Here is a 22,816-nt window from a genome sequence, read left to right as displayed (position 1 = left end):
CCTGTAAGAATTCGGAAGACAGTTCAGTTTGGAAATGGGGTGTTCACGGCTGGCGCAAAAAGCGCGCAGCCCACACACAGGCAATATCGAGCATGCGGTTGGAAAACCCCCATTCGTTATCAAACCAGACCAGCATATTGACCAGCCCGTCCCCATTGGTTCGGGTTTGTGATCCGTCCACCACGGCAGAGTGTGGATTGTGATTGAAGTCGATCGAGGCATGGGCCTGATCGGAGTAGTCAAGAATACCAGGCCATTGCTGTGCCGCTTTCTGAAATAGCTGGTTAATTTCGTCCCGGCTGGTGTCACGCTCCAGATTGACCATCAGATCAATGGCCGACACGTTCAAGATGGGCACACGTATGGACTTGGCCTGAACCTTGCCTTTTAGCTGCGGCAAAAGACGTTCTACGCCGCTCGCCAATCCGGTAGAGACGGGAATCATGGATTGCAAGGCGGAACGGGTACGGGCCAGATCGCTGCTGTGGTAGCCATCGATCATGGGCTGATCGTTCATCACCGAGTGCAGCGTGCTTAAAAAGGCGTGGCGTATGCCAAAGGTTTTATCCAGTTCAGCCAGAACTGGGATGATGGCATTGGTGGTGCAGGACGCATTGGAGACAATCCGCTCGTCGCCTTGCAACTGCTCATGGTTAATGCCCAGCACGGTGGTGAAATCCACATCCTGGGCGCTATTGCCAGGGTTTGATACCAGCACACGAGGGCAACCGGCGTCCAGGAACTGTTGCAGCTCGGCGCGGCTGCCAAAGGCGCCACTGCACTCGATCAGCATGTCCAGATTCAGCGCCGCCCAGTCTATGGCTTTGGGGTCGGTTTCATGCAGAACCCGTATGGCTTTGCCACCCACAATCAGTTCGTGTTCGTTGTGCTCTACCTGGGCCGGGAATACGCCATGAGTCGAATCAAAGCGCGTCAGGTAAGCCATGGTGGCTATCGTGGCGGGCTCGTTGATAACCACCACATCAAACGCCTGACGTTGTGGGGATTCGTAAATGGCGCGTAGCAAGCAACGGCCTATGCGGCCATAGCCATTGATCGCGATGCGGATGGGACGAGGTAGCGGCATGATCAGGAAAAATCAGAAAGTAATGGAGAATCCGCCGTCTACAACCACGATATGGCCATTGACATAGGAAGCAGCCGGGGAGGCCAGAAACACAGCAGCAGCGCGGATTTCATCCGGATTGGCCCAGCGTCCCAAGGGATTGCGGCCAACCACCAGAGGGCCTTTGACCGGATCCTGGGCCAGCGCCGCGTTGCTTTCTGTGGCAAACGTGCCAGGGGCAATGCCGTTGCTGGTAATGCCCTGCCCGCCAAATTCTACTGCCAGCGCACGCACCATCCCGGCCAGTCCCTGCTTTGCGACGGGGTAAATAGCGTCACCCGGACGGGCCAGCGGGCCTGCAATGGAGGTCAAGGTCACAATACGACCTTGCTGGGTTTGGGCGTGCAGCATGGCCTGGGCCGCGTATTTGGACAATTTCAGCGTCGCCAGCAGGTCCACATTCAGCAAATGCTCAATATCGTCCCAATTGGCGTCCTGCAAGCGGCTGCGCAGTCGCACGCCGACATTGTTCACCAGAATATCGGGCGTGCCGACGTGCTGGCATAGGGCTTGGTAGGAACCCGGCAAGGAGTCCAGATCGGCCAGATCGTACTCCCAGGTATCGACATGGGCGCCAGCGGCTTTCAGTTCCTCGGCAAGCGGCAGGAGTTTGCTGGCGTTACGACCATGCAGAATCACATGAGCGCCATGGGCGGCGTAGGCACGGGCGATTTCCAGGCCCAGACCAGCGGACGAGCCGGTGACCAGAGCGCAGCGGCCAGCCAGGGAAAAATTGGCTTGATAGGAGTGTAAATCAGTCATTATCTACAGCGTATGGCGCGCTTGGCCACGATGGAAAGCCACAATGTTTTCGATCAGCTGGTTTGCCAGGGCTTGCATGGCTTCCTGACTGGCCCAGCCTATGTGCGGCGTCAAAATGTAATTGGGCAAGTCTAACAAGCGCATCAGGATATGGTCAGCGGGTGGCGGTTCGGGCGTGCAAACATCAATGCCGGCGCCACCCAGCCAGCCTTGCCGCAAGGCGTGCTCCAGCGCCTGATTGTCAATCAGCCCGCCACGGGCGGTATTGATCAGCAAGGGGCGGCGCGGGGCCATACGCTCGAATTCGGCCATGCCCAGCATGTTCTGCGTTTCTGCTGTCAGCGGGCAATGCAAGGAGAGGATGTCCGCCTGCTCCAGAACTTGCTCGAAAGGCAGGCGGTCATCAGCATGACTGACGATGGTCTGACCACGGCGCTGGGCAAAGATGACTTTCATGCCCAAGGCGCGGCCCATGGTGGCAACGGCTTGCCCCAAGGAGCCCGAACCGATCAGCCCCAAGGTGGAGCCGGCCAGATCGCGTATGGGATAGTCGAAATAACAGAACTGTTGGGCTTCTTGCCAGCGGCCTTCTTTGACAGACTGGCGGTAAGCGCAGATATTGCGACGCAAGGCAAAGACCAGCGCAAAAACGTGCTCCGGAACACTACGTACGGCATAGTCGCGGATATTGCTGACGACAATCTGGTGTTCGCGGGCGGCATCCAGGTCGATATTGTCGCTACCGGTAGCGGCCAGCGCGATCATTTTCAAGTTGGGCGCGGCCTGCAAATGCTCGCGCCGCAGCGCCACTTTATTGCTGATGACAATGTCGGCATCAGCAATACGTTCGGCCACTTGATCGGGAGCCGTACGTCCGTACACTTGCAGTTCATGCTTAAAGGGAACCTGTGGCAGCTGTACGCTGTCTGACAGTGTCTCTCTATCCAGAAAAACGATACGAGTCAAAGAAGTCATGCCTGTCCTTGTCCTGGGTTGTCCCCGCTATTCTGGCCCTATTTTCAGAGGGCTCTTAGCTTTGCCGGGTACCATCATCCGATATAGTAATGGGATTGACGCAGGCTTGTCCTTGGTCTGATCCTCATAACCCTGTTTTATAGGTTATTGCTTATGCTCTTGTCCCTCTTGCTTTCGTTGGGCGCCCACGCCCTGATACCGGATAACGTCGCTAGCACCACTCCCCCACTGTACGACATACGGGACTTCTTTCAGAATCCCAAGCGTAGCGGTTTCCGGATTTCGGACCAGGGGCGCATGATCGGCTTTATGGAGCCCGTCAAAATTGATGGCAATCCCGCCCGTCAAAATATCTTTGTGCAAGAGTTGAAAGGCAGTGAACCGGTCGGTGAGCCTCGTCGAGTCACCGCTGAACATCAGCGCGATATTGCCGAATACTTCTGGAAAGGCGACCAGACCGTTATTTACGCCAAGGACGTCAATGGCGACGAGAACTATCACGTACTGGCCGTGAACGTGATCACGGGCAAAGTCACTGATCTGACACCGCTGGAAGGTGTGCGCGCCGGTGTACAGGATGACTTGCCCGACGACCCGGAGCATATCCTGGTGTCACACAATGGCCGCAACCCGGAAGTGTTTGATGTCTACAAGGTGAATGTCCTGACCGGCGAAAGCACCCTGGCCGCTGAGAACCCAGGCGATGTACTGGGCTGGAGCACGGACCATCAAGGTCGTGTGCGTTTGGCGATCTCGATCTCGGGCGTAGATTCCGAACTGCGTTACCGTGACAGCGAATCCGAGCCCTTCCGCAGCATTTTGCAAACGGACTTCCGTACCGAAGTCAGCCCCCTCTTCTTTCACGCAGATAACCAGCGTTTTTACGCGTTGAGCAATCGTGGCCGTGACACTTCGGCCTTAGTCCTGATTGATCCTGCCAAGCCGCACGAGGAAGAGAAAATTTACGAATTGCCTGATTACGATTTGATGGGGGCCGGTTATTCCCGTCTTCGTCAGGTGTTGACTTCGGTGGATTACTACACCGACAAACCGGGTCAGCATTTCTTTGACGAGCACAGCGAGAAAGTCCACGCGGCAATTGCGCGCCAACTGCCCGGCTACGAGATCAGCATTCAGTCCATCACTCGCGATGAAAAGAAAATGATTGTGGCCAGCTACAGCGACCGCAATCCAGGCTCACGCTACCTCTATGACGTGGATAGCGACAGCCTACATAAGCTGGCTGTCATCAATAGTGCGCTGCCTGAAAGCGATATGGCGACCATGCATCCCATCGAATTTACGGCACGCGATGGCATGAAAATCCACGGCTACCTGAGTCTGCCGCTGGGTGTACCCAGCCGTAATTTGCCAGTGGTAATCAACCCGCACGGTGGCCCTTGGGCGCGCGACTATTGGGGCTTTAACCCCGAGGTGCAGTTCCTGGCCAACCGTGGCTACGCCGTCTTGCAAATCAACTTCCGTAGTTCGACCGGTTATGGTCGCAAGTTCTGGGAAGCGGGCTTCAAGCAATGGGGCCTGAGCATGCAGGACGATATTACCGATGGCGTGCAGTGGCTGATTGATCAAAAGATTGCTGATCCCAAGCGTATCGCCATTTACGGTGCCAGCTACGGTGGTTATGCGACCTTGGCCGGTATCGTCAAAACCCCGGACTTGTACGCGGCTGCAGTGGACTATGTAGGCGTGTCCAACTTGCTGACTTTCATGAACACCATACCGCCGTATTGGAAACCGCTGCTGGTGAAAATGCACGCCATGGTGGGCGATCCGGAGAAGGATAAAGAGCTGCTGGAAGCCAACTCTCCGGTTCTGCACGCCGACAAAATCCGTACTCCGCTATTTATTGCTCAGGGCGCACATGATCCTCGGGTGAACAAGGCGGAAAGCGATCAAATGGTCGAGGCTTTAAAAGCACGTGGTGTAGACGTGGAGTATATGGTCAAGGACAACGAAGGCCACGGCTTTCACAACGACGAGAACAAGTTCGAGTTTTACGAGCGCATGGAACGCTTTCTAGCGCGACATTTGCAGCCTTGATTGTTTTGGAGTGGCGCGACAAGCTCGCACCATTTTGTTTATCGCAATTTTGGAAGGGGAACGTATGAAACTGTATTACATGACCGGTGCTTGTCCTTTGGTAATCCGCATTGCATTGGAGTGGCTAGGCAAGCCATTTGAATCCCAGCGCGTTAGCCGCGACGAACTGCAACAAGAAGCCTTCCTGAAACTGAACCCGAGCGGCGCTGTGCCGGTTCTGGTGGACGGTGATCTGGTCTTGACGCAAAGTATCGCTATTCTGGAATACTTGAACGAAAAGAACCCGCAAGCCAATTTGATTGGCAGCACGATCGAACAGCGCTTTGAAGCGCGCCGCTGGCTGGCTTTCCTGAACGCTGAAATCCACCGTAACGTGGGCGTGGTGTTCGGTGTGCATCGCTACGCTGATCAGGAAGCGACCCAGGCCGAAATCAAAGCCAAGACCGCTGCTTTGCTGACCAAACAACTGGGCGTGATTGACAAGCACCTGGAAGGCAAAGAAACCCTGTCGGGCTCCTTGTCTGTGGCCGATGCTTACCTGTACGTGGTGCTGCGCTGGGCTGGCCTGATGAAGCTGGACCTGTCGGGCATGAAGAACCTGAACGCGTTCTTTGCTCGTATGGAGCAGAACGAGGGCGTGAAAGCGGCCTTGCGTGGTGAAGGTCTATTGAAGGATTAAGCTTGTGTGCAAAGCGAATAGTGAGTGATTGATCCTTCAGATAGCACGAGACGAATCACACACTTATCTGGCGAGCCACACAGCATCATGCTCTGGGACAGGTTGATAGTGAGTAAAAACAGACTGTTCAGTTTTTATCGGCAAAGACACGATGGGCCTGCTCCCAGAAACCTCGGCTATTATGCGGCAAGCTGGCTTGCCGCATTGGCCGTCTTGGCCTTGTTTGCCTTCATTAATTTTCATGTATTAAAACCCACGGATGTCAGCGGAACGCTATTGGGCGGTATGTTTGGCGCCCTATTCAATCTTAGCTACTGGGTTTTTGGCGTATCAGGCCTATGCGCTCTAGCGTTGTTCCGGCTCTCTGGATGGCATATTACCTGGGTATTAGCGGGGCTACTGCAAGTGGGTATCAGTGCGCTGTGGCGGATTCAATATTGGCAGGCGTATGAACGACATGAGCAGATGTTGTCACCTGGGCTTGGCGAGCTCTATGTATCCATGCTGGTAGGGGCGGGCCTCGCGGCGATCGGCATTGTGAAATATCGACAGGCCGGACCTTACCCGATAGCATCCCGACCAAGCAAGGTTAAAACAGTCGTTGCGTTATTGTTGGTCGTGCTTTACTTGGTGCTGCCGCTGCATTTCAATTTACGTACCCCTCTTCCTGATTGCGCCTTTGGCCCCAACGGGCAGCAGCTCACACTCTGTTTGGAAAACGAGTAGAAGTGAACGGTGGCCCAGCCTCTTTTTGTCTTGCGCCACTTTTTGTTGAAACGGATACTTATTTGAGACTGAGCAGGGGTAAATAAAAAAAACCAGAGATTGGCAGATACGCCATCTCTGGTTTTTTTGGTGTTCAGCTTTTTTCTGGGGTGCAAATACGTCAAGCCCCCAAATACGCCTTCCGAATATCCGGATTGGCCAACAAATTGGCCCCGGTATCCTGCATCACCACTTTCCCGGTTTCCAGCACATAACCACGGTCTGCAACTTGCAGAGCCTTATTGGCGTTTTGTTCCACCAGGAACACCGTCACACCTTCTTCCCGAATCATGCGGATGATGTCGAAAATCTGGGCGATGATCAGTGGGGCCAGGCCTAGCGTAGGTTCGTCCAGTAGCAGCAAGGAAGGCTTGCTCATGAGCGCACGCCCGATGGCCAGCATTTGCTGCTCACCACCTGACATGGTTCCGGCACGTTGGGCTGCGCGCTCTTTCAGGCGGGGAAACAGTTTGTAGACGTGCTCCTCCCCTTCTTCGATCTCGCTGCGGCTCAGAAAGAAGCCGCCCATCTTCAGATTTTCCGATACGGTCAAGTCTGGAAAGACGCGGCGACCTTCGGGAGAGATAGCGATGCCTTTGCGCATGATGCGGTGCGTATCGGCTTGGGTAATGTCCTCGCCCATGAAGCTGATGCTGCCCGAGCTGGCTCGGGGTGAGCCACATACGGTCATGAGCAAGGTGGTTTTGCCAGCGCCGTTCGCGCCAATCAGGGTGACGATTTCGCCCTGATTCACGTCCACGCTAACTTGATCCAGCGCCTGAATAGCGCCGTAATGGGTAGATACGGAATCCAGCTTCAGCACTTATTCTTCCCCCAGATAGGCTTTGATGACGCGCGGATCATTGCGCACTTCTTCAGGTAGGCCGGTGGCAATGGGTTTGCCATACTCCATGACCAGGATCCGGTCTGACACGCCCATAACCAGGCTCATATCGTGCTCGATCAGCAAGACGGCCACGCCAAACTCCCGGCGCAGCTGGTCGATCAGGGCCTGTAGATCGCGTTTCTCTTGGGGGTTCAGGCCCGCTGCAGGCTCGTCCAACATCAGCAAGCGAGGCTTGGTAATCATGCAACGTGCAATTTCCAGGCGGCGCTGGTGGCCGTAGGCCAGGTTGCCCGCTTCACGGTTGGCCAGATCGGTCAGACCCATAAAGTCCAGCCATGTCACGGCTCGTTCTTTGGCCTGTTTTTCTGCCAGTTTGTAGCGTGACAGGTTTAACAGGCCAGACAGAAAGCCGGCCTTGAGCTGACTGTGCTGGGCAACCAGCAGGTTTTCCAGTACGGTCAGTTTCTTGAACAGGCGTACGTTCTGGAAGGTACGCACCAAGCCTTTTTGTGCCACTTTATGGCTGGACAAGCCGTGGATGGGCTGGTCTTCCAGGGTGACCGAGCCGGAGGTGGGTTTGTAAAAACCACCGACACAGTTAAATACGGTGGTTTTCCCAGCGCCGTTAGGGCCAATAATGGCAAAGACTTCGTCTTTCTTTACATCGAAGCTGACGGAATCGACTGCCAGCAAGCCACCAAAACGCATCGACAGGTTTGATACTTGGAGTAATGGGCTCATGTACGCAACTCCACATGAGGGCGTTGTACAGGTAACAAGCCCTGTGGACGCCAAACCATCATGGCAACCATGACCAAACCAAAAATCAACATCCGATACTCCGCGAACTCTCGGGCCAGTTCAGGAACCACTGTCAGCACAATGGCAGCCAGAATGACGCCAATTTGTGAACCCATACCACCCAGCACGACGATGGCCAGGATTAAGGCTGATTCAATAAAAGTGAAGGACTCTGGGTTGACCAGCCCCTGACGGGCAGCAAAGAAAGCACCGCCAAAACCGGCAAACATGGCGCCCATGGTAAAGGCGGACAGTTTGATGGTGGTGGGGTTCAGACCCAGCGATCGACAAGCAATCTCGTCCTCGCGCAAGGCTTCCCAGGCACGGCCAATAGGCATGCGCACCACACGGCTGGAGACTAACAAGGTAATCAGGGCCAGAGCCAGGGCCATCAAATACAGATACACCACGACGTCCTGATTGCTGAAGGTCCAGCCCATCAGATCGTGGAACGTGGTCTGCCCTTCTGGCGCACGGCGCGCCATGGGGAAACCGAATACGGTTGGCTTGGGAATACCGGAGATGCCGTCTGGGCCACCGGTCAGGTTATACATATTGATGAGCAAGAGGCGAATGATTTCACCAAAGCCCAGGGTAACAATGGCCAGGTAGTCGCCGCGCAAGCGCAGTACGGGGAAACCCAGCAGGAAGCCAAACAGGGCCGCCATACCACCCGCCAGCGGCAGCGCTTCCCAGAAGCCCCAGCCTGCGTAGTGATAGAGCAAGGCGTAGGTATAGGCACCTACGGCATAAAAACCCACAAAGCCCAGGTCCAGCAGACCGGCAAAGCCGACCACAATGTTCAGCCCCAGGCCCAGCATGATGTAGATCAGCACCAGGGTGGCAATGTCCACTTGGGCACGACCACCAAAAAAGGGCCAGACCACGGCACAAGCGATCACGATGTACAGCAGGATCTTCTTGTGCTGCATGCTCAGTTTGGGCAAGGTCCAGCGGCTTTCACGCACCTTGGTGCGATTGACGTTAGGGCGGATCAACTGGACGACAAAGACCAGTGCCATGCCGATAAGGATGATCTGCCAATCGCTTTCCAGGTGGGTGGTCATCCCGGTGCGTATAATTTGCAGGCCAAAGACGGGAGCCACAATAATGCCTGCCAGGACAGCGGCGATAAATGCATTGCTAAAGCGGTTCATCATTAGACTTTCTCCACCTCGGGTTTACCCAGCAGGCCCGTTGGGCGGAACAGCAGGATAAAGACCAACAGTAAAAAGGCCACGATGTCCTTGTACTGCGACGAAATAAAGGCAGCGGCAAAGGTTTCTGCCAAACCTAGCAAGACTCCGCCCAGCATGGCGCCGGGGATGCTGCCAATCCCGCCCAGCACGGCGGCTGTAAAGGCTTTGATGCCGGCAATAAAGCCGATAAAGGGGTTCAGTTTGCCAATGGCGGTGGCAATCAGCACGCCGCCCACGGCAGCCAGCATGGCACCGATGATAAAGGTGAAGGAGATGATTTTATTGGTGTCGATCCCCAGCAGATTGGCCATGCGCAAGTCTTGTGAACAAGCACGCGAGGCACGACCCAGACGCGAGTATTTGATGTAGAGGCTCAGCATGATCATCAGCACTACGGTGACGACAATAATCATGACGCGCGAGTAAGGCGCGGTAACCGTAAAGCCGTCCGAGCCCAGACTGAACTGGAAAGAACCCGTCAGCAAGGCGGGTACAGCCATATCACGTGCGCCTTGACCCAGGGCAACCCAGTTCTGCAAGAAAATGGACATACCAATGGCTGAAATCAGCGGGACCAGCCGAGGGCTGCCACGCAATGGCGCATAGGCAACTTTTTCAATTGCGTAGCCGTAAACGGCAGTTACCAGCATGGCAACCAGCAACATGATAAGAATGATCAGCCAGATGGGCAGACCCGAGCCTACGCCAATCGCAGTCAGGGTAACCAGCCCGACATAAGCGCCGATCATGTAGATCTCGCCGTGGGCAAAGTTAATCATTCCGATAATGCCATAGACCATTGTGTAGCCGATGGCGATCAGTGCATAAATAGCGCCCAAGGATAAACCATTGAACAGCTGCTGCACGATCTGAGGGAGTAAATCAGACATGCTTGTTTTTTTCCGTTGAGTCCGTCGTTTTGTTTTGAGGCTTTGTGGGCATCTAAAAGCAATGCCCCCGTTCTTCGTAGAGAGCGGGGGCACATCATCCAGTCTTATTTCTCAACCAGATCAAAGTTACCTTCTTTATCCCACTTGAAAACGGCAAATTCGAAATGCTTCAAATCACCCTTGGCGTCGTATTCTACCTTGCCAATGGCAGTATCGAACGCATTTGCGTGCATGTAGTCGGCTCCCTTGGCGGAATCTTCACCAACCGCGTTGATGGTGTCGGCAATAATTTGCACGGCCGCGTAAGCGGGGAAGGTAAAGGCCCCGTTAGGATTGCGCTTGTATTTGCTGAAGTTCTCCATCACATCCTTGTTGGCCGGCATCTTGGTGAAGTCGGTTGGCAAGGTCACCAGCAAACCTTCCACGGCCGGGCCGGCAATGGCGACCAGATCGCGGTTGGCAACGCCTTCCGGGCCCATGAAGGTGTTGGTCATGCCTTGTTCGCGAGCTTGACGCAACAGCAGGCCCAGCTCGGCGTGGTAACCGCCGAAATAAATCAGATCGGGGTTCACACCCTTCAGTTTGGTGATTACGGCCGAGTAATCGCTGTCGCCAACGTTAATACCCTCGTACATGACAATATTCATGTTCTTTTTCTTGAGCGCGTCACGCACTTGAGTGGCAACACCTGAGCCGTAAGTCTGCTTGTCGTGCAGGACGGCAATGCTCTTGGGCTTGAGAACGTCAGCAATATAGTCGGCTGCAAAGGGGCCTTGTTGGTCGTCACGCCCAATGGTGCGGAAAAAATAATGAGGCTTGATGGTGTCGGTCACCAAGGGCGAGGTGGCTCCGGGAGTAATCGCGACAATGCCTTCTTGTTCGTAAATATTGACCGCAGGCACCGTTGTACCCGAGCAGGCGTGAGCAACAGCGAATTTTGCGCCAGAGTTGAGCACGCGGTTGGCCGCCGGCACAGCCTGCTTGGGTTCGCATGCGTCATCAATCAGAACGGCTTCCAGCTGTTTGCCTTTGACACCCCCAGCGGCATTAATCGCGTCAATCGCGGTCAAGGCACCGGCCTGGATCTGGTCACCGTATTGGGTGGACGGGCCGGTCATGGGCTGAGGAATACCAATTTTGATGGTGTCCGCCGCGTAGCTTGTGCCCATGGCCATTACGGTGGCCAAAGCGGTCAGAGCGGGGGTGAAGCGTCGAGTAAAGGTCATAGCAACTGTCTCCCGAGGCCGGGGTCTACCGGCATTACTTTTAGAAAGTGCTTGTTCTGGTGCTTGCATTCACATTGTTCTGCACCAGGGGAACCCATTTTGGGGGAGCCGCCTAAAACTTGTCACTTCGTATAAGCCCTAGCGCCCTACTTATTTATTTTTGCAATAAGGAGGCACTGTTAATGGGTAGGCTAAAATCCGCCTGCTTACTAAACGCCTTCTCTATAAAAAAGAAAAGAGGAGATCCTTTCGGAGCCCCTCTACTCTTTGACTGCTTTTTTATTGCGCTATATCAATTCCTGGCAACGTGCTAGGGAGTTATCCGAGTGTCAGGAAAACTCTGCAGCCAATTCACCGGCCCGCACTTTGGCGGCATTGACGGCTTTTTGCACCAGTGGCGTAAAACCGCCCTCATTAAAGACCGTCAAGGCCGCTGCCGTTGTCCCCCCTTTGGAAGTAACCCGTTCGCGCAAGACTGAAGGCTCCTCCGGCGACAGAGTGGCCAGTTGGGTTGCGCCGTGCAAGGTGGCCAGGGACAACTGACGAGCCTGTTCAGGGGACAAACCTTGTTCAATCCCGGCTTTAATCAAGGCTTCGATGAACAAAAACACGTAAGCTGGACCACTGCCCGATACTGCGGTGACAGCATCAATGGCGGCATCGTTTTCAACCCAGACGACTTCCCCGACGGATTTCAACAGTTGTTGTGCAATGGCTTTATCGCTTTCATCGACTTGTTCCAGAGCCATCAGGCCGGTAATGCCACAACCAATAAAGGCTGGGGTATTGGGCATGCAGCGGATCACGCGCTGGTATGGCTTACCGGGTTCGCCCAGCCAGTCGGCCAGAGCGGTTGCCGGGATGCCAGCGGCGACGCTGATAACCAGAGTGTCCTCTTGCAGATAGGGTTTGCAGGCCAGCACGGTTTCCTTCATGACCTGAGGCTTGACGGCAAACACCCAGATACGTTGCTTGGACAAGGCCGGGCCGGGTTCATGGGTGGTCTGTACACCCTGCTGAGCCCACGACTCCAGTGCTGGGGGGTAAATATCAATGGCCAGAACGTCCGAGCCGCCGCAGCGTTTCCCGATTAAACCAGCGGCCAAGGCACTGGCCATATTGCCCGCGCCAATAAACGCCAGCTTAAAAGAGGTATCGTGTGGATTCATCATCGCTCCCATTAGAAATCTGTCCTTTGACGCGTTTTTCAGCAGTCGAGGGTAATTAGTCATTGCTTATATAACGTTCCCATGGCTACATTCATGAGAGCGTCATAAACAAGTAATAAGCTTGAGTTTTAAACCTGCTACACCATTAGCGGCACCTTTTATACAGGAGAAAGCCTGATGCGAACAAAACTATTTGCTCTGTCTCTAGCCGGTCTGATTGCTTCTATCGGCACTGCGCAAGCGGCCACGGAAATTCAGTTCTGGCACTCAATGGAAGGGGCCTTGGGCGAACGGGTTAATGCATTAGTCAAAGACTTTAACGCATCTCAGTCGGACTACCAGGTTAAAGCTTCGTATAAAGGCAACTATGGCGAGTCCATGAACGCTGGCGTCGCCGCTTTCCGTGCTGGTAATGCCCCCGATATTTTGCAGGTATTCGAGGTGGGTACTGCCACCATGATGGCGGCCAAGGGCGCCATTGAGCCGGTGCAGGAAATGTCGGAAAAAGTAGGCAAGCCTATTAATCCAGCGGAGTTCCTGGGTGCCGTTGCCGGTTACTACTCGTCTAATGAAGGCAAGCTGATTTCCATGCCCTTTAACAGCTCCACGCCGGTGCTGTACTACAACAAGGATGCCTTCAAGAAAGCCGGCCTGGATGCTGAGAAACCACCCAAGACCTGGCAAGAATTGCACGCAGCAGCCAAGAAACTGCGTGAATCTGGCCAAGAGTGTGGCTACACCTCCTCTTGGCCCTCGTGGATATTGCTGGAGAACTTTGCCGCTTGGCACAACATTCCCTTTGCCAGCGAGAATAACGGCTTTGGTGGCCCCGGTGCCCGTCTGCAACTGGATAACCCGCTGTTTCTCAAGCACATTAGCTTTCTGGCGGACATGTCCAAGGACGGCACGTTCTCCTACGGTGGTCGCGGCGATACCGCTAATGCCCTGTTTACCAGTGGCAAATGCGGCATGTTTACCGGTTCCAGTGGTAACCGCGCCAACATTATCAAAACCGGCGAATTTGAGTTTGGCACCAGCAGCCTGCCCTACTACAGCGATGTCCAGGGCGCGCCCCAGAACTCCATCATTGGTGGTGCCTCCCTGTGGGTCTTTGCCAAAAAATCGGATGATGTCTACAAAGGCGTGACCGAATTCTTCCACTTCATCTCCAGCCCGGAACAAGCTGCGGCCTGGCACCAGGACACCGGCTATGTGCCTGTGACCAAAGCCGGCTTTGAAATGACCAAGGACTCCGATTTCTATGCCAAGAACGTGGGTGCAGACGTTGCCGTCAAACAGCTCGATGCCAGCACCACCGAGAACTCGCGTGGTATCCGTCTGGGTTACCTGCCCCAGATTCGTGATATCGAAGACGGTGTCATGGAGCAGATTTTTGCGGGTAAGGTCACGCCTGAAGAGGGTTTGAAAGCCATGCAAAGCCGTGGTAATGAACTGCTGGAGCGCTTTGAAAAGAGCGTGAAGTAAGCCCGACCCGCCTTGCGCGGGTGGTTTACAATCGAGCGTATGAGCGCAGTTGCTGATGACTTGCTGTTCTGGCGCCAAGCCAGCATCGTGTCGTGATGCAGTCCAAGCCGCTCATACGCTTTTCGTTTCACTTGAAGTCTGTCCACCCTGATGGTGGCGCTCCCTTCCCACTGCGCGCAAACCTATGGAAAAACGAGTCGTCTTTCGTCATAAGACACTGCCCTATTTGCTGCTGGCCCCGCAGCTAGCCATTACCCTGATCTTCTTTTTTCTGCCTGCCGGTCAAGCGCTGTGGCAGGCTTTTCATTTGGAAGATCCTTTTGGCCTGTCTTCGCAGTTTGTGGGCCTGGACAATTTTGCCGAGCTGTTCAGTAGCGCGGAATATAGGGCCTCGTTCAAGACAACGGCCGTATTTTCGCTTGCCGTGTCGGTGCTGGGCTTGGTGGTGGCACTGATTTTGGCCGTAATGGCAAATCGGGTAATACGAGGAGCACTGCTGTATCGCAGCCTGCTGATCTGGCCTTATGCGGTGGCAACCGCGGTGGCCGGGGTATTGTGGTTGTTCCTGTTTTCTCCATCAGTGGGGATCGTGGCCGTGTTCCTGCTGGAGCATGGTATTGAGTGGAATCCGCGTTTAAATGGCAATGACGCCATGTTGCTGGTGGTGATTGCGTCGGTCTGGAAGCAGATCTCCTACAACTTCCTGTTTTTTCTGGCCGGCTTGCAAGCCATCCCGCGTTCGCTAATCGAAGCCGCGGCGATGGATGGGGCTGGTCCCATGCGCCGCTTCTGGGGCATTGTGTTTCCTTTGCTGGCCCCTACGACCTTCTTCCTGCTGGTCGTGAACATTATTTATGCCTTCTTTGACACCTTCGCCATTATTGACGTGGTCAGCCAGGGCGGCCCAGGCGAGGCGACCTCGATTCTGGTTTACCGGGTTTACAACACGGGTTTCCGTGGTTTGGATATTGGCTCCTCGGCGGCTCAGTCTGTGGTGCTGATGGCCGTGGTTGTGGCGCTGACAGTGATTCAGTTCCGCTATATTGATCGCAAAGTGACGTACAGCTGATGCGCAGCAAGGAACACAGTCATGGTTGAACGACGCCCTATTCTTGATTTTTTCACGCATCTGACCCTGATTCTGGGTGTGATCGTGATTGCCCTGCCCTTGTATATCACCTTTGTGGCTTCCACCCAGACCAGTGCGGAAGTCGCGCGTGCGCCTATGTCGCTCTGGCCTGGCTCGCACATGGTGGAGAACTACATTACTGCCTTGCAGGGTACGGCTACCAACTCCCCTCCAGTCGGACGCATGTTGCTGGTCAGCATGGTCATGGCCTTGGGCATTGCGGTGGGCAAAATCATTATTTCCATGCTCTCGGCCTTTGCCGTGGTGTATTTCCGCTTCCCTTTTCGCATGCTGTGTTTCTGGATGATTTTCATCACCCTGATGCTGCCGGTGGAAGTGCGCATCATGCCCACGTATGAGGTCGTGGCGGACTTGCATTTGCTTGATAGCTACGGGGGCCTGATCCTGCCCCTGATCGCCTCTGCAACCGCTACCTTTCTATTTCGTCAGTTCTTTCTGACGGTGCCTGATGAACTGATCGAGGCCGCTCGCATTGACGGTGCTGGCCCCATGCGGTTTTTTAAAGATGTTCTGCTGCCTTTGTCCAAGACCAGCATTGCCGCTTTATTTGTGATTCAGTTTATTTACGGCTGGAACCAGTATTTGTGGCCGCTGATTATTACCACCAAAGAGGATATGTACCCGATCGTGGTCGGGATTCGACGCATGATCTCCGGTGGTGACAGCGTGACCGAGTGGAACGTGGTGATGGCAACGGCTCTTTTGGCCATGATCCCACCTGCTTTGGTGGTGATGCTGATGCAAAAGTGGTTCGTCAAAGGTCTCATCGACTCTGAAAAGTAATTCTCTACAGGCTTTATTGAATGGCTAGCTTACGATTTGAAGGCGTCAAGAAAACCTACCCGAACGGGACGGTCGTAATTCACGGTATTGATGTGGACGTGAAAGATGGCGAGTTCGTGGTGATTGTGGGCCCCTCTGGATGCGGTAAATCAACCTTGATGCGTATGGTGGCGGGCCTGGAGTCTGTCACGGGGGGCCAAGTACTGATCGACGGTAAAGTCGTCAATGATATGGAACCGGCAGAACGCGACATCGCCATGGTGTTCCAGAACTACGCGCTCTACCCGCATATGTCGGTCTTTGACAATATGGCCTACGGCTTGAAGATCCGTAAGTTTTCCAAGGACGAAATCAAGCAAAGGGTCAATGCCGCTGCGGCGATTCTGGAGTTGGGCGCCTTGTTGGAACGCCGCCCTGGGCAACTGTCGGGTGGCCAGCGTCAGCGTGTTGCCATGGGCCGTGCGATTGTCCGTGAACCTAAGGTGTTCTTGTTTGACGAGCCCCTGTCCAATCTGGACGCCAAGCTGCGGGTACAGATGCGGCTGGAAATTCAGAAGCTGCATCGTCGTCTGAAAACCACCAGCTTGTATGTGACTCATGATCAGATCGAGGCCATGACCTTGGCCGAGCGCATGATTGTGATGAATCAGGGCATGCCCGAGCAAATTGGCACTCCAGCCGAGGTGTTCGAGAAACCTGCTTCCGTTTTTGTAGCCACGTTTATCGGTTCACCCCCCATGAACTTGTTGCCCGTGCAGGTGAACGAGCAAGGCGCAATCATGCAGGATAACGGTCAGCCCGTACAGTTTGGCCCGGAGATGGTGCCCGCTGCAGTACGTGGTCGTAAGGTGTTCTTGGGTATACGCCCCGAGCACATCAAGCTGCATGTGCCCGGTGTGACAACGCAAGTGGAAATGGTGGAAGTCTTGGGTTCTGAGCAGTTGTTGCACTTGGGTTGTGGCGACTATCGCATTATCGTGCGCTGCCCGATTGAGCAGACCCGCAAATACCCGATTCAAATTGGTGAGGCCATTCAGATTGGCTATATGCCGCCCCACCCTCTACATTGGTTTGATCGCGATACGGGCTTGCGTATTGAGGCCTGAGCAAACGCCAAGGTAAGGCACAATAAAAAACCGGCCCGAAGGCCGGTTTTTTTACGAGCAATAATCAGGGATTACTTGCCGTAGACGGTTTTAGTACCGTCAGCGTGCCAGCTAAAGACGTCAAATTTGAAGTCGTTCAGGTCGCCCTGCTTGTTCCAGCTGATTTGTCCGATGGGCGTTTTCACACTATTGGCGTGCAGATAGTCGGCAACTTTGATGGGATCATCAGCGCCAGCGCCCTTGATGCCTTCGGCAATCGCGAGAGTGGCGGCATAGGCGGACAGTTGGAACGCGCCGCTAGGGTCACGCTTCTTGTCCTTGAAGGCTTGGACGATAGCCTGGTTATCCGGATCTTGCGAGAAGTCCGCAGGCAAGGTCAGCAGCATGCCTTCAACAGCTTTGCCAGCAATCGCATTAATGTCGGGATTACCCACGCCTTCTGGGCCCATGAAGTGAACTTTCACGCCTTGCTCAGCGGCTTGGCGCAGCAGTAGGCCCATTTCCGGGTGGTAGCCACCAAAGTAGACGAAGTCCACGCCGGTGGATTTCAGCTTGGTGATGACGGCAGAATAATCGCTGTCGCCTGCGTTAATGCCTTCAAACAGAGCAACTTCGGTGCCCGCTTTTTGCAGTTCGGAGCGAACCGAAGCGGCAATACCTTGACCATAGGACTGTTTGTCGTGCAGGACGGCGACCTTAGTCGGTTTGATCTGTTCCAGAATAAACTTGGCCGCTGCCGGGCCCTGCTGGTCGTCACGACCAATGGTGCGCAGGATCATGTCGTAACCTTTGCCGTCGGTAACAGCGGGTGCTGTTGCCGAAGGGGTCACCATTAACACGCCTTCGTTGTTGTAGATGTCAGTGGCCGCGATGGTCGCGCCCGAACACACGTGACCGACAACATAGTGGATCTTGTCATTCACGATGCGGTTGGCTGCGACGGGACCTTGCTTGGGTTCGCAGGCATCGTCAACAGTGACTAGTTCGAGCTGTTTGCCCAACACGCCACCAGCCGCGTTGATCTGTTCGATGGCCGTATCGACGCCTTGTTTGACCATGTCACCGTATTGAGTCACCGAGCCGGTGAAAGGACCAGCCAGCGCTATACGGATATTGTCAGCGTGAGCAGCACCGGACAAGAGCAGACCCGTTGCCAGGCTCATGGCCGCTGCAACAGGAGTGAAACGAATTTTCATAGAAAACACCTCCGTGAATATGCAGGAAAGCATACACCGATAACAGGGCTTTATGCCTGCCTTGCGGGCGAATTCAGGGTTTTCTATAAGGGGAATAGGAAAGGCCACCGTATGGTGGCCTTTTTTTATCGCTATTTGAGGGCGATAAGCAGGTAATTACTGCAGCAGGCTACGCAGCATCCATGCATTTTTCTCGTGTACGTCCAGGCGCTGGGTCAACAAGTCAGCCGTAGGCTGGTCGTCGGCAGAGTCAGCACGATTAAATGCGGCGCGAGCAGTACGAGCCAAGGCTTCGTTACCTTTGACCAGCAGTTCGATCATGGTGGTGGCGTTTGGAACGGACGTAGGCTGCGAGATGGACGACAGTTTCTGGAATTCGGCGTAAGTACCTGGGGCGTAGTGACCCAGGGCACGGATACGCTCGGCGATATCATCCAGGGCTTGCCACAGTTCGGTGTACTGCGTCATGAACAGCTCATGCAGTGTCTTGAACATGGGGCCGGTGACGTTCCAGTGGAAGTTATGCGTCATCAGGTACACGGTGTAGGAGTCGGCCAGTACCTTGGACAGCTCGTTGACTACCGCAGCACGGTCTGCTGTCGAAATACCGATATCGATCTTCAGGGCGCTGCTGGCGGCTCCAGCAGGAGCGGTGGGTTTGGCAGCGACAGGCTTGCGGGCAGAGGCCGGCTTCGCCGCAGGTTTAGTTGCTGTCGCGGGCGCTTTGGCAGTCGTGGCAGGCTTTTTGGCGACGGGCTTTTTAGCGGTCACTTTCTTGGCGGCTACCGGTTTTGATTCAGCCTTTGTTTCAGCTGCAACTGCAACCTTGGTATCAGTGTTTGGGGCTGCTTCGGCCTTGCTGGCCTTGGCGGTTTTACTCACTGCTTTCACGGCTTTTGCCATAGTGGACTCCTGTTAAACAGAGGGCTAAATAGGTACTGAAGCAGAATAACACGCAGTAATGATGCGACTTACGCTAGTTCAGGATACGGGAAATTGCTGTTGTATTCGACTTTTAAGTAGTTGACCCCACCTAAGCCACTTTCCATGATCCCACGGGTCAACGCATCAATGGCTGAAATACGTGGAAAACTTTTGCGCCAAACCAAGGCAATGCGTCGATCTGGAATGGGCTTTTTGAAGGGAACGTAAGCGAGCAACTCGTTGGCTTGGCCTGGGGCACTTAAGGAGCTTGCAGGCAGGACCGTCAGACCGATGCCGGTAGCAACCATATGTCGAATGGTTTCCAGTGAAGAGCCTTCAAAGGTGCGCTGTATACCTTCACTGGATGCTGAAAAGCGCGACAGTTCCGGACACACATCCAGCACCTGATCGCGAAAGCAATGGCCGGCACCGAGCAGCAACATGGTCTGATCTTTCAGTTGTTCAGGATCGATTTCCTTGCGCTTGGCCCAGGCATGTTCATGGGGCATGGCCACCACAAAAGGCTCGTCGTACAGCTCGCGGATAACCAGGCCGGTTTCGGGCAAAGGCAGGGCCACAATGGCGCAATCAATTTCCCCTTGGCGCAGCAGTTCCAACAGGCGTACGGTAAAGTTTTCTTGCAATAAAAGTGGCATTTGTGGGGTCAGCTCGATCTGCTTGGGAACGAGTTTGGGCAGCAAATACGGTGCCACGGTGTAAATAATGCCCACACGCAAGGGGCCTGCCAAGGGGTCGTGGCCTTGGCGGGCAATCTCCCGCAGATTGGCTCCCTCTTCCAGCACTTTCTGTGCCTGGGTGACAATACGCAGCCCAATCGGAGTAATAGCCACTTCGGGTCCGCCACGCTCGAAGATGACCACGCCTAATTCGTCTTCCAACTTCTTGATGGCCACCGACAGGGTTGGTTGGCTCACAAAGCAGGCTTCGGCAGCACGTCCGAAATGACGCTCGCGTGCTACGGCAACGATGTACTTCAGCTCGGTCAATGTCATGACAATTCCTTGTGCAAAACAGCATTAAGACCTTGGGTGAAGAACTCCGGCCTGACAGCCAGAGCCTCTCCGCCCCAATACGGGGGGCGCCTGCGGCGCCATATCCATCATGCCTCGCGTAAGCACGCCGTAAATGGTCAGGCTTGCATGCAGGCTCGTGGTCAACTACGGAGTAATTCTTCTCGGCCCTTCATCCAACGCTGTAAATGGTGGTGTGCGTGGTCTGGATAATCACGGCGAAAGGTGCTGGCCAAGGTTTGGGCCTGCTCGATCAAGTCTTCATCGGACTCCAGACTGGCAAACCGCAAGCCTGCCTGTCCGGATTGGCGCATGCCCATGAACTCGCCCGGGCCGCGTTGTTCCAAGTCGCGTCGGGCAATTTCAAAACCATCAGTCGTTTCATACATGGCGCGTAAACGCAGGCGGGCAATAGCCGAAAGTGGCGCTTGGTACAGCAACACGCAAACAGACTGAATCTGCCCCCGCCCTACCCGACCCCGCAACTGGTGCAGTTGCGCCAGACCAAAGCGCTCGGCATGTTCAATGATCATTAAAGAAGCATTGGGCACGTCTACACCGACTTCAATCACGGTGGTCGCAACCAGCACGTCCAGGTTGCCGCTGCGAAACGCCTCCATCACCTCAGCTTTTTCCGTGGAGGCCAAGCGGCCATGAATCAGGCCTACTCGCAAGGGAGCTAAGGCTTGTTCCAGAGCCACATGGGTGTCTACAGCGGTTTGCAATTGCAGCGCTTCGCTTTCTTCAACCAGGGGGCAGACCCAATAGGCTTGTCTGCCTTGGGCGACTTCGGCCCGAACGCGCGCCATGATTTCATCGCGGCGATTATCGGCGGCCAGTTTCGTAATAATGGGGCTGCGGCCCGGCGGCAGCTCGTCAATGGCGGAGACATCCAGATCGGCAAAGAAGGCCATGGCCAAGGTACGCGGGATGGGCGTGGCACTCATATTCAGTTGATGCGGCAAGTAGGCTTGCCCTTTCTTGTCCTGCGCATCCCCTTTGCGGTTCAGTTCCAGGCGCTGGCCAACACCAAAGCGGTGCTGCTCATCCAGAATCACCAAGCCCAATTGCTGGAACTGGACATTGTCCTGAATCAGAGCCTGAGTGCCGACGGCCAGTCTGGCTTGTCCGGAGCTGATGGCTTCATAAGCCAGACGTTTGGCCTTGACGCCCAAACTGCCGCTTAGCCAGGCCAGCTCTACACCCAAAGGCTCCAGCCAGGCGCGCATTTTCAGGTAGTGCTGCTCGGCCAAGATTTCAGTGGGCGCCATCAGGGCCACTTGAAAACCGCTGGCAATCGCTTGCACGGCGGCAATGGCTGACACAATGGTTTTGCCGCTACCCACGTCACCCTGCAACAAGCGGTGCATCGGGTAAGCGCGTTTCATGTCCGCACTGATTTCCTTGACACAGCGTTGTTGAGCCGCCGTTAGCTGGAAGGGCAAAGAAGCCAGCAAGGCTTTGGCCAGATCACTATTGCCTGCACGCATGGGCTTGGCGCGCTGAGCCTGACGGGCAGCGCGGGCCTGCGCCAGGGATAGTTGCTGAGCCAGCAACTCATCAAATTTGATGCGGCTCCAGGCTGGATGGCCATGCTCGAACAAATCGTCGTAGCTGAGCTCTGGTGGTGGGTAATGCAAAAGCCGGATGGCCTCGTTAAAAGGCATCAGACCGTATTCGTTACGCACTGCTTCAGGTAGCGTGTCGCGCAGGTCTGCGTTATTGAGCGCATCGGCAATGGCTTTGCGCAACTGCACTTGGCTCAAGCCATCAGTCGTGGGATACACAGGGGTCAAGGCGCGGGCCAGGGGCTGACCGGCTTTGGTGACTTTGGGATGCACCATTTCCAGGCCATGAAAGCCCTGGCGCACTTCGCCGCGCACTCGCAGCGGCAAATCCCCTTGCAACTGCTTGAGCTGGCTGGGGTAAAAGTGCAGCCAGCGCAAGGCCAGCTCGCCACTTTCATCGGCAATACGTGCATGCAACTGCGCACGGGGACGAGCCTGGACGTCTGTACTCAGGATACGCCCTTCAATTTGCGCCATCTTGCCAGGGTAAAGATGGGCGATAGGCTCAACCTGAGTCTCGTCCTCGTAGCGCAAAGGAAGATGGACCACGAAGTCGGCAGGCTCTCGTAGGCCGAGCTTTTCAAACTTCTGATCCAGGCTGAGCGCTTTGCGTGGCGCAGCCCGTTTGGCCTGAGGCGCAGGCCGACCTGCGGTCATGGCAATACGTCTTTAGAAATTGAGGATAGCCTCGACCTCGAACTGAGCGCCTTTGGGCAGGCTGGCCACACCGATGGTGGAGCGTGCAGGGAAAGGCTGGGGAATCAGTTCGGCCATGATGGCGTTCGCGCTGGCAAAGCGGGACAGATCGGTCAAAAACAAAGTCAGTTTGACGATGTCACCCAGATTAGCACCAGCTTCTTTGACCACAGCTTCCAGGTTGGCAAATGCCTGGCGTACCTGACCTTCAAAATTTTCAGATACCAGTTCGCCAGTGGCAGGCTCCAGACCGATTTGGCCAGACAGGAATACTGTCTTGCCGCCCGAAGCGATAATGGCCTGAGAGTATGGGCCTACAGCTGCCGGAGCGGCATCGGTGAAGACAACTTGCTTAGTCATAAGAAACCTCTGATGAG

21 protein-coding genes are annotated in these 22,816 nt (G+C 55.0%); 7 read left to right on the top strand and 14 right to left on the bottom strand.

Annotated elements, in window-relative coordinates; all coding sequences use genetic code 11:
* Positions 1-43 precede the first annotated feature (43 nt).
* Genes AC6I6N_RS03695 through AC6I6N_RS03685 form a run of 3 tightly spaced genes read right to left on the bottom strand, consistent with a single transcriptional unit; the run spans position 44 to position 2,863 of the window.
* Positions 44-1,087: a type I glyceraldehyde-3-phosphate dehydrogenase gene (locus AC6I6N_RS03695; protein ID WP_108727491.1), complete on the bottom strand. Its 1,044-nt coding sequence runs from the start codon at positions 1,085-1,087 to the stop codon at positions 44-46.
* A 12-nt stretch (positions 1,088-1,099) separates the two neighbouring features.
* Positions 1,100-1,888 carry an SDR family oxidoreductase gene (locus AC6I6N_RS03690; RefSeq protein ID WP_497943233.1) on the bottom strand — a complete coding sequence of 263 codons (789 nt, stop codon included), beginning with the start codon at positions 1,886-1,888 and terminating at the stop codon, positions 1,100-1,102.
* A gap of 3 nt (positions 1,889-1,891) precedes the next feature.
* Positions 1,892-2,863 carry a D-2-hydroxyacid dehydrogenase gene (locus tag AC6I6N_RS03685; protein WP_497943232.1) on the bottom strand — a complete coding sequence of 324 codons (972 nt, stop codon included), beginning with the start codon at positions 2,861-2,863 and terminating at the stop codon, positions 1,892-1,894.
* Positions 2,864-3,016: 153 nt separating this feature from the next.
* On the opposite strand from AC6I6N_RS03685, the gene AC6I6N_RS03680 reads away from it, so the two are divergent.
* The 3 genes from AC6I6N_RS03680 (at position 3,017) to AC6I6N_RS03670 (ending at position 6,329) form a co-directional block, all read left to right on the top strand.
* Positions 3,017-4,924 (top strand): S9 family peptidase, encoded by a 1,908-nt coding sequence (locus tag AC6I6N_RS03680; RefSeq protein ID WP_497943231.1) that lies wholly within the window; start codon positions 3,017-3,019, stop codon positions 4,922-4,924.
* A gap of 64 nt (positions 4,925-4,988) precedes the next feature.
* Positions 4,989-5,603, top strand: coding sequence for a glutathione S-transferase family protein (locus AC6I6N_RS03675; protein ID WP_094198345.1), 615 nt, complete (start codon positions 4,989-4,991; stop codon positions 5,601-5,603).
* 108 nt (positions 5,604-5,711) lie between these two features.
* Positions 5,712-6,329 carry a hypothetical protein gene (locus AC6I6N_RS03670; RefSeq protein WP_108728709.1) on the top strand — a complete coding sequence of 206 codons (618 nt, stop codon included), beginning with the start codon at positions 5,712-5,714 and terminating at the stop codon, positions 6,327-6,329.
* Positions 6,330-6,489: 160 nt separating this feature from the next.
* Here AC6I6N_RS03670 and AC6I6N_RS03665 read toward each other — a convergent pair whose 3' ends face one another.
* The 6 genes from AC6I6N_RS03665 to proC form a co-directional block, all read right to left on the bottom strand.
* Positions 6,490-7,191: an ABC transporter ATP-binding protein gene (locus AC6I6N_RS03665; protein ID WP_094196701.1), complete on the bottom strand. Its 702-nt coding sequence runs from the start codon at positions 7,189-7,191 to the stop codon at positions 6,490-6,492.
* Positions 7,192-7,956 (bottom strand): high-affinity branched-chain amino acid ABC transporter ATP-binding protein LivG, encoded by a 765-nt coding sequence (gene livG, locus AC6I6N_RS03660; RefSeq protein WP_094196700.1) that lies wholly within the window; start codon positions 7,954-7,956, stop codon positions 7,192-7,194.
* The gene (gene livM, locus AC6I6N_RS03655) at positions 7,953-9,176 is read right to left on the bottom strand and encodes a high-affinity branched-chain amino acid ABC transporter permease LivM (RefSeq protein WP_094196699.1); all 1,224 of its coding nucleotides are present in this window, start codon (positions 9,174-9,176) and stop codon (positions 7,953-7,955) included. The genes livG and livM overlap by 4 nt, the downstream gene beginning before the upstream one ends.
* Positions 9,176-10,105 carry a high-affinity branched-chain amino acid ABC transporter permease LivH gene (livH, locus tag AC6I6N_RS03650; RefSeq protein ID WP_094196698.1) on the bottom strand — a complete coding sequence of 310 codons (930 nt, stop codon included), beginning with the start codon at positions 10,103-10,105 and terminating at the stop codon, positions 9,176-9,178. Before livH ends, livM begins: the two co-directional genes overlap by 1 nt.
* A 104-nt stretch (positions 10,106-10,209) precedes the next feature.
* A complete protein-coding gene (locus AC6I6N_RS03645; RefSeq protein WP_094196697.1) occupies positions 10,210-11,331 on the bottom strand; it encodes a high-affinity branched-chain amino acid ABC transporter substrate-binding protein in 1,122 nt (373 codons plus the stop codon).
* Positions 11,332-11,660: 329 nt separating this feature from the next.
* Positions 11,661-12,500, bottom strand: coding sequence for a pyrroline-5-carboxylate reductase (gene proC / locus AC6I6N_RS03640; RefSeq protein ID WP_230018182.1), 840 nt, complete (start codon positions 12,498-12,500; stop codon positions 11,661-11,663).
* Positions 12,501-12,677: 177 nt separating this feature from the next.
* Here proC and ugpB point away from each other — a divergent pair, with 177 nt between their 5' ends.
* The 4 genes from ugpB (at position 12,678) to AC6I6N_RS03620 (ending at position 17,024) form a co-directional block, all read left to right on the top strand.
* Positions 12,678-13,985: a sn-glycerol-3-phosphate ABC transporter substrate-binding protein UgpB gene (gene ugpB / locus AC6I6N_RS03635; RefSeq protein ID WP_094196695.1), complete on the top strand. Its 1,308-nt coding sequence runs from the start codon at positions 12,678-12,680 to the stop codon at positions 13,983-13,985.
* Positions 13,986-14,169: 184 nt separating this feature from the next.
* Positions 14,170-15,054: a sn-glycerol-3-phosphate ABC transporter permease UgpA gene (gene ugpA, locus AC6I6N_RS03630; RefSeq protein WP_108727487.1), complete on the top strand. Its 885-nt coding sequence runs from the start codon at positions 14,170-14,172 to the stop codon at positions 15,052-15,054.
* A gap of 21 nt (positions 15,055-15,075) precedes the next feature.
* Positions 15,076-15,918, top strand: coding sequence for a sn-glycerol-3-phosphate ABC transporter permease UgpE (ugpE, locus tag AC6I6N_RS03625; protein WP_094196693.1), 843 nt, complete (start codon positions 15,076-15,078; stop codon positions 15,916-15,918).
* Between the two features lie 20 nt (positions 15,919-15,938).
* A complete protein-coding gene (locus tag AC6I6N_RS03620) occupies positions 15,939-17,024 on the top strand; it encodes a sn-glycerol-3-phosphate import ATP-binding protein UgpC (RefSeq protein WP_094196692.1) in 1,086 nt (361 codons plus the stop codon).
* A gap of 71 nt (positions 17,025-17,095) precedes the next feature.
* Here the strand turns inward: AC6I6N_RS03620 and AC6I6N_RS03615 are convergent, their stop codons facing one another.
* The 5 genes from AC6I6N_RS03615 to AC6I6N_RS03595 form a co-directional block, all read right to left on the bottom strand.
* Positions 17,096-18,220, bottom strand: coding sequence for a branched-chain amino acid ABC transporter substrate-binding protein (locus AC6I6N_RS03615; protein ID WP_094196691.1), 1,125 nt, complete (start codon positions 18,218-18,220; stop codon positions 17,096-17,098).
* Between the two features lie 156 nt (positions 18,221-18,376).
* On the bottom strand, positions 18,377-18,844 hold the full coding sequence (locus AC6I6N_RS03610) for a Dps family protein (RefSeq protein WP_094198343.1): 468 nt from the start codon (positions 18,842-18,844) through the stop codon (positions 18,377-18,379).
* 347 nt (positions 18,845-19,191) lie between these two features.
* Complete coding sequence (locus tag AC6I6N_RS03605) at positions 19,192-20,157, bottom strand: LysR substrate-binding domain-containing protein (RefSeq protein ID WP_094196690.1); 966 nt, start codon at positions 20,155-20,157, stop codon at positions 19,192-19,194.
* Positions 20,158-20,318: 161 nt separating this feature from the next.
* Complete coding sequence (recG, locus tag AC6I6N_RS03600; RefSeq protein WP_497943230.1) at positions 20,319-22,400, bottom strand: ATP-dependent DNA helicase RecG; 2,082 nt, start codon at positions 22,398-22,400, stop codon at positions 20,319-20,321.
* Between the two features lie 12 nt (positions 22,401-22,412).
* Positions 22,413-22,799 carry a Rid family detoxifying hydrolase gene (locus tag AC6I6N_RS03595; protein WP_042480596.1) on the bottom strand — a complete coding sequence of 129 codons (387 nt, stop codon included), beginning with the start codon at positions 22,797-22,799 and terminating at the stop codon, positions 22,413-22,415.
* Positions 22,800-22,816: the final 17 nt, after the last annotated feature.

It is taken from the genome of Alcaligenes sp. LTN-3 (assembly GCF_059735605.1).
The sequence above is the reverse complement of the archived record's forward strand: the minus strand, read 5'-3'. Positions and strand labels throughout refer to the sequence as shown.